At 71.8% G+C, this 10,481-nt stretch carries 10 protein-coding genes; 3 read left to right on the forward strand and 7 right to left on the reverse strand.

Annotation, left to right across the window (positions count from 1 at the left end; all coding sequences use genetic code 11):
- The 5 genes from AB0F11_RS36035 to AB0F11_RS36055 all read right to left on the reverse strand — a co-directional run.
- Positions 1-292: MFS transporter (locus AB0F11_RS36035; protein WP_362183430.1), on the reverse strand; the 292-nt coding region annotated here is incomplete at its 3' end.
- A 15-nt stretch (positions 293-307) separates the two neighbouring features.
- Entirely contained in the window at positions 308-2,494 is a 2,187-nt protein-coding gene (locus AB0F11_RS36040) for a YcaO-like family protein (protein WP_362183433.1), read from the reverse strand.
- Positions 2,495-2,784: 290 nt separating this feature from the next.
- Positions 2,785-3,345, reverse strand: a complete 561-nt coding sequence (locus tag AB0F11_RS36045) for an NADPH-dependent FMN reductase (RefSeq protein WP_362183436.1) — start codon at positions 3,343-3,345, stop codon at positions 2,785-2,787.
- A gap of 51 nt (positions 3,346-3,396) precedes the next feature.
- Positions 3,397-3,825 carry a VOC family protein gene (locus tag AB0F11_RS36050; protein ID WP_362183439.1) on the reverse strand — a complete coding sequence of 143 codons (429 nt, stop codon included), beginning with the start codon at positions 3,823-3,825 and terminating at the stop codon, positions 3,397-3,399.
- A gap of 37 nt (positions 3,826-3,862) precedes the next feature.
- Complete coding sequence (locus AB0F11_RS36055) at positions 3,863-4,624, reverse strand: thioredoxin domain-containing protein (protein ID WP_362183442.1); 762 nt, start codon at positions 4,622-4,624, stop codon at positions 3,863-3,865.
- Positions 4,625-5,293: 669 nt separating this feature from the next.
- Between AB0F11_RS36055 and AB0F11_RS36060 the strand changes: the two genes are divergently transcribed.
- A complete protein-coding gene (locus AB0F11_RS36060) occupies positions 5,294-6,460 on the forward strand; it encodes an alanine--tRNA ligase-related protein (protein ID WP_362183445.1) in 1,167 nt (388 codons plus the stop codon).
- 45 nt (positions 6,461-6,505) lie between these two features.
- Here the strand turns inward: AB0F11_RS36060 and AB0F11_RS36065 are convergent, their stop codons facing one another.
- Positions 6,506-7,294, reverse strand: coding sequence for an NAD(P)-dependent oxidoreductase (locus AB0F11_RS36065; RefSeq protein WP_362183448.1), 789 nt, complete (start codon positions 7,292-7,294; stop codon positions 6,506-6,508).
- Between the two features lie 58 nt (positions 7,295-7,352).
- Here AB0F11_RS36065 and AB0F11_RS36070 point away from each other — a divergent pair, with 58 nt between their 5' ends.
- Both AB0F11_RS36070 and AB0F11_RS36075 read left to right on the forward strand, forming a co-directional pair.
- Positions 7,353-8,246 (forward strand): LysR substrate-binding domain-containing protein, encoded by an 894-nt coding sequence (locus tag AB0F11_RS36070; protein ID WP_362183451.1) that lies wholly within the window; start codon positions 7,353-7,355, stop codon positions 8,244-8,246.
- Between the two features lie 174 nt (positions 8,247-8,420).
- A complete protein-coding gene (locus AB0F11_RS36075) occupies positions 8,421-9,116 on the forward strand; it encodes a DUF4232 domain-containing protein (RefSeq protein ID WP_362183454.1) in 696 nt (231 codons plus the stop codon).
- 46 nt (positions 9,117-9,162) lie between these two features.
- Here AB0F11_RS36075 and AB0F11_RS36080 read toward each other — a convergent pair whose 3' ends face one another.
- On the reverse strand, positions 9,163-10,431 hold the full coding sequence (locus AB0F11_RS36080; protein ID WP_362183457.1) for an MFS transporter: 1,269 nt from the start codon (positions 10,429-10,431) through the stop codon (positions 9,163-9,165).
- Positions 10,432-10,481 lie beyond the last annotated feature (50 nt).

Raw genomic sequence — 10,481 nt, forward strand, 5'->3', positions numbered from 1 at the left:
ACACGTAGGCGGACAAGGTCAGTACCCGGAACAGGTTGCACGCCACCAGCACGCGCCGCGGCCCGAACCGGTCGATCAGCCGGCCCCCCAGCGGGCCCGCGGGCAGCGAGAGCAGGGCGCCCGCGGACAGCATCAGGCCGACGGTGGTCAGGGGGATGCCCTTGGCCGCGTGGAAGTACACCACGGCGAACGGGAGGAAGAGCCCGGTGCCCAGGGCGTCGACGACCTGCGCGACGATCAGGGGGGTGCGGCCCTTGGTGTTCGGCAGGCCGAGTGTGTCGATGACAGCCATCGCAATCGGTATCCCTCACGCGTGGGGTAGCGGGAAGACGTTGAACTCCTCCTCGGACAGCGGCTGCGACCGCCAGCCGAGCCGGACGCCGGCGCGGCCGATCCTGCCGTCGCCCCACATGGGCATGCCGGCGGGGAAGTTCGACACCAGGCCGGGCACGATCGTGTGGGCGGCGCTGAAGCCGGCCGCTTCGGCGTCACAGGTCGTCAGGTCGACGCTGATCACTTCAAAGCCGCGGGCCTCGACCCGTTCGCGGTACGCCCCGAGGCTGCGCTGCGCGAGTGCGGGCAGGCCGTCCCAGGGGCGGGCGGGAAGGTCCTGCAGCCAGGGTGCGACCCGCTCCCCCGCCCGCGGGTCGAGGTGGAGCTGCTGCTGGCACAGCAGGTCCCGTACGTCGCTGAAGTCCGGTCGGTACGAGTCGAGGTAGCGCCGGTCGGCGCGGTACGGCTTGAGGTTGCCCAGGTGCGGCAGGTCGGCCAGGCCGTCCGCCAGCGCCTTGTCGTCGTCGAGGAAGCGGCAGGTGTGGTGCAGGGTGAACCCCTCGGCGAGGGCCTTCTCGGCGGCCTCCTGGGGGTCGGGGCGGGTGGCGAAGCCGATGGCCAGCCACCCGTGGGTGCGGTCGCGCACGACCGCGGCGAGGACCGGGACGTCGAACTCGTTGTCCAGGTGGATCAGGGTGGTGTCGTACGCGTCCCGGCTGTCGGCGACCAGCTCGCGGATCCGGTCGGTCATCGGCAGCCGGGGCAGGCGGGCGGCGTTGGCCCACCACAGCATGGTGGTGTCGCGCTCGATCACCTCTTCGAGACCGGAGGTGACGGCGTGCTCCTCACTGACGCCGCAGGCCACGCCGGCGACGAGCGGGTCGGAGTAGGAGACGGGGTCGTGCTCCCCGTGTGCGACCAGGAAGGCGGGCACCCACACCGGCTCGCCCGTCGTCCACGAGCGGCCCTCGACCCAGGCGCACTCCGCGTCGACGGTCAGCGGAGCGAAGGGGAAACCCTGGCTGCGGTACTGGCGCTGCGAGTACAGGTGCAGCCGGCGCGGGTCGAGCGCGGGCACCCCGGCCCTGCGCAGCTGGGCATGGCTGCCGAAGCGGAGCCGGTCCTCGGGCAGTCGGCTGCCGCAGTAGCGTTCGACGGCCTCGCCCACTGCGCTGCGGCGGGCGGCGTCGAAATCGGACCAGGAGGTGCCGAACGCCTGCCGGTCGTTCGGCCAGTCCGCCACGCGCCGCATGTCGGCGACGTCCACCGCGCACACCCTGAGCTGCGCGGGCATGCCGGGCAAGGGGGCCAGCTCCTGGACGCCGGTCACCACGCCGACCTGGTCGTCGACGAGCAGGTCGGCCTCGGGGTTGCCGCGCACCACGGGCCGCGGCCGGGTCGGGACCGGCAGGACGGTGCGCTCGATCCGGTCGAGCCGGCGCGGATCGAGCTCGACCTCGTCGACGCCTGACTCGCCCGTGATCCAGCGCTCCAGGAAGGTGGCGAGCTGCGCCGATGTCCAGCGGACGTCGCCGTCACGGAGCCGGTGGCCGGCCGGCTGCGGCGCGGCCCGTACGGCCTCGACGATCCGGGGGTCGTGGGAGGCGGAGAGCCTGCGGTCCAGTACGTCCGCGAAGTCGGCCGTGGCACCGGGGGTGATGGCGGGGCCGAGAAGGGCCCGGCCGCGCTCGTGGCGCAGCGGCAGCCAGCGCAGGCCGAGGCGGGCGCACAACTCGTCGATGCGGCTCAGTTCCTCGTGGGCGGGGTGGGAGAAGGCGGCGACGAGCACGGTGTCGCCGTCTCGGACATCGACGTCGGACAGGTCCTGCGGCGCCGGGCCGACGTGTGCGTAACCGGTGGCTCCCAGCGCGTGGGTGAGCGGGGCGGCAAGTTCCGGCGTGCCGGTGATGAGGACCGCGGTGCGCGCCACGCGCGCCGCCCGCTCGGCGTCGGCTCCGGCCTCGGCCGGACGTAGGCAGCCGTCCTGCCGCAGGACGTCGAGCACCTCGGCGTATTCGGGGGCCATGCCCGCCAGCAGTTCGCTGCGGGACCTGGTTCCGTCGCACAGCGCCAGCCATGCGCGGAACTCGGACGGGTGGGCGGAAATGTAGAACTGCCCACCGTTCGCGGTGGCGAGGAAGCACAAGTCCTGCTCGAGGTCGTATATTTCTACGTCCACGAGTTCCAAAGCGGTGTCGTCCGCCGGCATATCAGCCCCCATGGAAACTGACTCTCCTTAATGACAAGTGCCACGGTCCCGGGGAGAATCCGGGACCGTGGTCGCAAGACCTCAGAGGGTCAACTTCACTTGGAAACCGAGCGGTTGTGGACGACGGCGCGGTTGTGGACGACCGCGCGGTTGTGGACCACGGCACGGTTGTGGACGACGGCGGTGACGACGTTGGCCTTGACGGTAGAGATCATGGTGTTTACCTCCCGTTTCGGTTTCGCTGACAAGAGAAACGTTACGGGGATGCGGATCCGGTGCCCAGGTGCATTCCTCACGAGTACTCATGAATTCTGCATACGGTCTTCCGGGGCCTTCGCCTCCAGGAGGGCGAGCACCGCACGGAGTTGCTCGCGCACCCTTTCGTCGGCGATGGTCCCGTCCCTTCCAACGGTGTTGCGGTCCACCGGAATCCGCACGCACGCCGACTCCACGATGTCGGCGCCGGTGTAGCCGAGCACGGTGCGCAGCGTGGCCTCCGCGCCCTGGCCCCGGCCGGGGCCGGCCGCGTTCACCCAGGCCACCGGCTTGTCGCAGATCTCGGTGCCGCCGACCGTCCAGTCCAGCAGGTTCTTGAACGAGCCCGGCAGGGTGCCCGCGTACTCGGGGGTGCAGATCAACACCGCGGTCGCCTCGCCGATCGCCGCCCGCAACTCGGCCACCGGCGCCGGCAGGGGGTGGGTGTCATCGTCGGGGTTGAAGTGCGGCAGTGCCGCCAAGCCGTCGTAGAGGACGGTGCGCGTCCGTGGGGTTGCCACGGCGTGCGCGGTGCGCAGCACGGACTCGTTGGAGGAACCGGTCCGCAGGCTTCCGGACAGCAGCAGGACCACAGGCGGCTTCGACATCCGCCCAACCTACTGCCCTGTCGACCGGCCGCCTCTTTGACGCGGAGGTGCTCAGTCGAGACAGAACTCGTTGCCCTCGATGTCCAGCATGGGGATGCACGCGTCGTTGCCGTCGTACAGCGTCCGCACGTGGACGGCTCCGAGCGGGACCAGTCGTGCGCATTCGGCCTCGAGCGCGGCGAGGCGCTCCTCACCCACGAGCCCGGTGGCGACCCGCACGTCGAGATGGAGCCGGTTCTTGGCGGCCTTCCCTTCCGGGACGCGCTGGAAGTACAGCCGCGGGCCCACACCCGAGGGATCAACGCAGGCGAACCACGCATCCCGCTTCTCGGGCGGCTGCGAGCGCCTGTACTCGTCCCAGGTGGCAAACCCCTTCGGCGGCGACGGTATGACGTACCCCAACACCTCGCACCAGAATCGGGCGAGACGTTCAGGTTCGGCGCAGTCGAAGGTGACTTGGAACTGCTTGATCGCTGACATCGGCGCACCCTACCAAGGATCAGTTGCGGGACAGCCCTCAGGAGGCCTGTTTCCGCCAGGCCTCGGGGGTCTTCCGGATCACGGCCAGCAGCCGCGTGAGCTCGTCCTCGTCGAAGAGGTCCTGGTACGCGGCACCGGTGACCTGCTTGTCGTTGATGGCGACGGAAGGGGTGCCGGGTCCGATCGGGTCGTTGCCGGTCCGCTGGTACGCCGTCTGCGACGCGGCGACGAAATCGCTGTACTTCATGGTGGACACCGCAGCGTCGAAGGTCTCGCTGCGCAGTCCGGGCACCTGGTCCGCGAGGCCCAACAGACGCTGTGTGGTGTAGCCGCCGGACGACTCGACCTCTGCCTGGTGTGCCGTCAGCACTGCGTGGTACTCGGTGAACTTCTGCACGTCGAGGGCCGCACGCAGGGCGTTGACCGCGCGTTTGGAACCGTCGCCGCCGAGCCGGTCGTCCTTGAAGGATGCGAGGGTGTACTCCGTCCGCACCTCGCGCGTGATGGTCTGCGCACGGACCGCCTTGGCGCCGCTCGCTTCGAATTCCGCGACGACCGGGCAGCGCGGGTCCTCGTAGAGCCGGACGACCGTGTCGGCGGTCGGGTCCCCGACCATGATCGTCGTGCCGTCGTTCGACAGTTCCTCGGGCAGTTCCGTGGCCCCCGCGTACGCCTGCGGTGCCGGATCGGACTCCGATTCCAAGTCCGCCAACACCCGCGAGCCGAGGCCGGCCGCTGCCACTGCAATGGCCGCCCAGACGGCTGCGTAGCCCAGCGGTCTGGCATACCTGATCTGCATGGATTCGATTCCCCCCCTGGTCGAACGCCACACTGTAGAGGCCCGGCCGGGACGTGCGCACGTCCGTTTGCCGTGCAGCGTTCCGGCCGCGCCCAGGGGCGGGTGCCGCCTCCCGGGCGCCCGAGATGTGCACCGCCGGCCGCCGGGCCACCATGGCAGGAGACCCGCCGGCCCGCACAGGGGCTTCCGGCGCGAGAAGGACAGTACGTCCCGGACGGGAGGCGACACGTGCACCCGGACGAATCAGCCCGAGCCTGGGCCGTGATCATCGGTGTGATCGCCGTCATCCTCGCCAACTACGCGGCGATCATCCTGATGAACGTCCTGGGCCGGTGACGCCAGACCGGCACCCACCACCCTCGTCACAGCCCCCGACCAGGGCGAACGCCCGACGGCCCACGGGCCCGGCCCGATCCGAGGGCAAATCCGGGTGCTCGGCGGGCGGGGGCGCGCTATGGTCGGCCCCATGAACGTCACCGGCCGACACTCCACCGCGACCGCGCGAGCGACCAGCTCGCCGGTTGCCGCCGCCTGACCTTCACCCTCTTCCCACCGGCGACCGGAAACGGCCGGCGGTGGGCCCGTGATGACGTACTGGCCCCGGTCTGAACGACTGCGCCGATCCCGTTGTCCGGTGCCTCCCTTGCTGTGACGCGAAGGAGTCACCCCATGAAGACCGAGCAGATCGTCCGCACCTTCGTCGAGTACTTCGAGCAGCGCGGCCACCGCCGCATCACCGGCTCCACGCTGCTGCCGCCCGCCGACGACCCGGTGCTGTTCACCACCTCCGGCATGCACCCGCTCACCCCCCACCTGGAGGGCCGGCCCCATCCGCTGGGCAGGCGACTGGTCAACGTACAGCGCTGCCTGCGTACGACGGACCTGGACGAGGTCGGGGATGCCACCCATCTGACCGTCTTCGAGATGCTCGGCACCTGGTCGCTGGGCGACTACGAGGGCCCCGTGAGCCTCGACTGGGGATACGGGCTGCTCACCGAGGGCCTGGGCATCGATCCGGGCCTCCTGTACGCCACCGTCCACGGCGGGGACGACCGGACCGGTCCGGACACCGCCTCCCTGGAGTTCTGGCAGGGCCGCGGCGTGCCGGTGGAGCTCACCGAGCAGGACAACTGGTGGTCCAACGGACCGACCGGCCCGTGCGGTCCCGACTCGGAGATCTTCCTGTGGAGCGGTGACACCCCGCCCCGGTCGACGCCCACGGGCGACGACCGCTGGGTGGAGGTGTGGAACCACGTCATGATGCGCCACCGCCGGCTCGACGACGGATCCCTCGTGCCGCTGCCGCAGCGCAACGTCGACACCGGGCTCGGCCTGGAGCGGCTCGCCTCGCTCCTCCAGGGCACGTCCTCCGTGTTCGACTGCGACGTCTTCGACCCCTGGCACCGCCTCCTGCCCCCGCTGTGGCCCCTGGACGAGCGGTCGCTGCGCGTGGTCTGCGATCACCTCCGGTCGGCCGTCGTCGTACTCGGCGATGGCGTGCGCCCGGCCCACACCGGGCGGGGCTACGTGCTGCGCCGGCTCGTACGGAGGGTGCTCACCCTGCTGTGGCGGGACGATCCGACGCGCGGCCTCGGGGACCTGCCGCCGGAGCTGATCGAGCACGCCCTGGACCGCTTCGGGCAGGACATGGGCTCGGGGGAGGTGCACCGGATGCTGCTCGAAGAGGAACGGCGGTTCCGCCGTCTTCTGGAACGCGGCCGGCAGGTGTTGTCCCGGCCCCGTTTCCGAGGCCCGCTGGGAGAGGAGGACTTCCACTACCTCCACGACACCCACGGTCTGCCCCGGGACCTGGTCACGAGTCTGCTGCACGGGTGAGGGCGCGGGTGAGGGCGCGGGTGAGGGCGCGGGTGAGGGCGCGGTTCACGGCCGGATCGAAGACAGGTCCCGGTCCGCGAGTTCGGGGCGGGCGGTCAGGGCGGCGTGGACCGCGTCCAGGACCGGCAGCGGCGCTCGCGCGGTGGCGAGGGCCACGTCCTTCGCCGCCAGCGCCACCGGGAAGTGGGCGCCCTCGGCGTACGCCCGGGCCACCGCGCCGGCGAGCGGCCCCTTGGCGAGTTCGCCGCGCACCAGTGCCTCGGGCAACCCGAGGGACCGTCCCAGCTGCAGGGCCTCGGCCGCCACGGCCACCCCGCCGATCACCGCGTTGATCAGCACCAGCTTGAGCGCGGCCGCCGAGCCGACGGGCCCGCACTCGGTGACGTTTCCGAGCAGCCCCAGCACCTTGGCGACCGGACCCGGCAGCGGCCCGCCGACCAGCACCGACAGGTCCCCGGCCGCCGCCCGGTCCACACTGCCCATGACCGGAGCGTCGGTGAACGTCACCCCTTCGGGCAGCAGTTCCACCAGCTCGCCGACGGTGTCGGGCCCGACGGTCGAGGTGTCGATCCAGTGGGTACCGGGGCGCAGCGCCGGCAGCATCCCGGCGGCGACGGCGCGCAGTGCTGCGGGGTCGGCGAGCATGGTGATGACGAGGTCGGCCCCGCGGACGGCTTCCGCGGGCGTGGCGGCGTACACCGCGCCGGCCTCGACGAGCGGCCGCGCTTTGTCGGCCGTACGGTTCCAGACGGTCAACGGGTGTGGTGCGGACAGCAGGTGACGGGCCATCGGGAGCCCCATGGCGCCGAGTCCGAGGAATGCGATCTTCTCCATGCCCTCGAATCTAGGTTCGACCCTGCCATGCGACAAGCGAATGTCTAGCATGGCTGCCATGCCGATCCCGCATGACCTGTACGACGTCTTCCGATGCGTGGCGCACCACGGCTCGTTCACGGCCGCCGCGCAGGCCCTGGGCTACACGCAGTCCGCCGTCTCCCGGCAGATCCAGTCGCTGGAGGACGAGTGGGGTGCCCGGCTCTTCGACCGGCTGCCGCGCGGGGTCCGGTTGACCGAGGCGGGCCGGGTCCTGCTGCCCCACGCCGAGGCGGTCGCGGACAGGCTGCGCACGGCGCGGGCCGAACTGGACGCGCTGCGCACGCTGGACGGCGGCCGACTGCGGATCGGGGGCTTCTCCACCGCCGACGCCTACCTGCTGCCCCGCACACTGGCGGCCTTCCGGCAGCGGCACCCGGCCGTCACCGTGACCCGGACGGAAGGCAATTCGGCGAGGCAGCTGGCCCTGCTCGGCGCCGGGGAGCTGGACCTCGCCGTGGTCAGCACCGCCTCCGGGCAGCGCCTGGAGGGCTGCGCACTGCACCACCTGTTGGACGAGCGGATGTACGTGGCCCTGCCGCGCGCACACCGGCTGGCGGACCGGGAGGTGCTGCGGCTGGGCGAGCTCGCCGACGAGGAGTGGATCGCGGCCAGTGACCGGCCGGAGGAGACCCTGATGGGCACGGCCGCGGGATTCCGTGCCCGGTCCACCGTCCTGGCGGCCGACTGGATCGCCAAGCAGGGGTTCGTCGCCGCCGGGCTCGGCGTCACCCTGGTCCCCGCTCTCGCGGCCTCTTCGGCCCGCCCCGACATCGTGCTCGTCGCCCTGCACCCGCAGGACTCCCCGCGCCGCGCGGTGTACGCGGCCACTGCGCGCGGCCTGGCGCACTCCCCCGCGGTCGCGGCGTTCCTGGCACTGCTGCGGTCGGTGGCGGGCACCGTACAGGGCTGAGAGCCGCAGGACCCCCTGCCCCTGCTCCGCCTGGCGTCCGGGCGCCGGTACGTCATCGGGATGTCACGGGAGTGGCACAGTGCGGTGCCCGCGGGAACTCCTGGACGGTGCGGCGCCGTGTCCGTCCGTGTGCGGTCCGGTGCGGGACCGATCGTGAGCCCCGGGAGGTTCCCCATGCAGTACGCAGCAGGTGTCCGTCGGACCGTGGTCGCACTGGCGGTGGCCGCGGCGGCCACCGCCCTCGTGACGGGCTGCACGCCCTCCGGCGAGGACGGTGCCGCCGCCACGCCCTCGCAGTCCGCGCAGTCACCCGCCCCCGGGGCGGCAGCGAATGGTGGCAGCAGCAGCGGCTCCGGGAGCTCCGGCGGCACGGGGAAGGCGAAGCCCTCCGCTCCGGCCTCGCCCGCCGCTCCCGGCGGCGCGGCGAAGCCGTGCACGATCAAGGAGGTCAAGGTCACCGAGGCCCGCCAGGCCGACGTCCGGCCTCCGGGCACGGGAACCGGCGCGGCCGTCGTCGGCGTCACCAACACCTCGAAGGGCGCCTGCACGCTCCAGGGCTTCCCCACGGTGGCCGGCGCCGGCAACGGGTCGCCCGACAAGAACGTCCCGCTCGCCACCAGCCACAGCGGGTCGGCGGACACGGTGGTCCTGGCCCCCGGTGCCCGTGCCTGGACCAAGCTCACCTTCGTCAACGTGCAGGGCGAGGCGGACGGCTACTGCGTGTCCGGGGCCACGCCCACCACGTACCCCACGCTCGTCGTCGGGGTGCCGGCTGCCGGAGCGCACCAGATCGCCCTCGACGACGGGATCTTCGCCCTCTGCGACAACAAGGTGACCGTCACCGCCTATTCGGCGACGAAGCCTTCGTGACGGGCCCCGGTGCCCGGTGCCGGGTGCCGGGTGCCCCGTGCCGGGTTCACGCGGGCTCGTGGGTCGGGAGCTCGCGGACCCGGGCGATGGAGGGGCGGGCCACCCAGAAGATGGCCGCCGACATGCCGACCGCGCAGATCATGCTGGCCACCCGGTTGTCGAAGAGGGTGAGCAGCGCGCCGCCGAGCAGGCCGCCGAGGGAGGCCCCACCGCGGGAGATGACCCGATTGGCCCCGACGATCCGGCCGTAGAGGTGTTCGGGGGTGACCGCCCTGTTGAGCGAGCCGGCGATCACCCCGGAGACGAAGGCTCCGAGGTTCATGACGAAGAAGACCACGCCCAGAAGCACCGCGGCCCACACTGCTCCGGTGGTCACGAAGGGGGTGGCGAGCGTGGCGAGGTCCGCGACCAGCAGGGCCGTGATGATCGCTCTGCCCACGCCGAGGCGCCGCGCGCACCGCGGCGCCAGCGTCGCACCGACGGCGGCTCCGACCCCCATGCACGCCATCAGGATGCCGATCGTGGTGCCGCTCCAGTGCAGGTCGCGGACGGCGTGGACCATGAAGACCACCATGAAGGCCCGGTAGAAGAGGTTGTAGTGGCCGGCCTCGGCGACGATGAAGCGGTTGATGCCGTTCTTCCACGTGTAGCGCAGTCCGTCGCCGATCCGCCGTACGAGGCTTTCGGGTTGCTCACTGCGGTCTGCCGCCGGCATGGCGGGCAGCCCCCACAGGCAGACGAGCGAAACCGCGTAACTCGCGGCGTCGACCGCCATGGCCCGGGCCCCGCCGACGAGTGAGGTGAGGGCCCCGCCGCCGGACTGTCCGATCACATCGGCCAGTTGGCGCACGGTGCTCTGTTTGCTGCGGGCCTCGATGAGGTGCTCGATGCCGACGAGGCGCGGGAGGTACGAACTCGCCGCCATGTCGAACAGGACGGTGCAACACCCCACGCCTGCGGCGACCACGCAGAGCTGGGCGAAGCCGAGCGCGCCGAAGGCCGCCGCGAGCGGAACGCCGGCCATGAGCACGAGGCGCACGAGGTCGCAGACGATCATGACCTGTTTCGGCCGGGCCCGGTCGATCCAGGCCCCGGCGGGGATCCCCAGCACGAGGTTGGGAAAGGCCGTCAGGCTGGCCAGCAGGCCGAGTTGCCATCCCTCGACTCCGAGCAGCTGGAGCGCCGCCAAGGGCATGGCGATCTCGGTGACCGTGCTCCCGAGGGTGGAGACGCCCTGTCCGGCGATCATGCGGTGGAGTGGGGTGGCGGACCCCGCTGCGGCGCCGGCCTGTGTGGGAGCGGCCTGTGTGGTCATGCGTCACCCCTCGCCGGACAGACCCAGCACGGCGGCCAGGGTTGCGCCGG

The organism is Streptomyces sp. NPDC032472, from assembly GCF_040636955.1.
GTDB lineage: Bacteria > Actinomycetota > Actinomycetes > Streptomycetales > Streptomycetaceae > Streptomyces.

Excerpts from the sequence above, each read along its gene's own strand:
- AB0F11_RS36040 (WP_362183433.1), bottom strand. The coding sequence starts at position 2,494 with ATGGGGGCTGATATGCCGGCGGACGACACCGCTTTGGAACTCGTGGAC.
- AB0F11_RS36045 (WP_362183436.1), bottom strand. The coding sequence starts at position 3,345 with ATGTCGAAGCCGCCTGTGGTCCTGCTGCTGTCCGGAAGCCTGCGGACC.
- AB0F11_RS36050 (WP_362183439.1), bottom strand. The coding sequence starts at position 3,825 with ATGTCAGCGATCAAGCAGTTCCAAGTCACCTTCGACTGCGCCGAACCT.
- AB0F11_RS36055 (WP_362183442.1), bottom strand. The coding sequence starts at position 4,624 with ATGCAGATCAGGTATGCCAGACCGCTGGGCTACGCAGCCGTCTGGGCG.
- AB0F11_RS36060 (WP_362183445.1), top strand. The coding sequence starts at position 5,294 with ATGAAGACCGAGCAGATCGTCCGCACCTTCGTCGAGTACTTCGAGCAG.
- AB0F11_RS36065 (WP_362183448.1), bottom strand. The coding sequence starts at position 7,294 with ATGGAGAAGATCGCATTCCTCGGACTCGGCGCCATGGGGCTCCCGATG.
- AB0F11_RS36070 (WP_362183451.1), top strand. The coding sequence starts at position 7,353 with ATGCCGATCCCGCATGACCTGTACGACGTCTTCCGATGCGTGGCGCAC.
- AB0F11_RS36075 (WP_362183454.1), top strand. The coding sequence starts at position 8,421 with ATGCAGTACGCAGCAGGTGTCCGTCGGACCGTGGTCGCACTGGCGGTG.
- AB0F11_RS36080 (WP_362183457.1), bottom strand. The coding sequence starts at position 10,431 with ATGACCACACAGGCCGCTCCCACACAGGCCGGCGCCGCAGCGGGGTCC.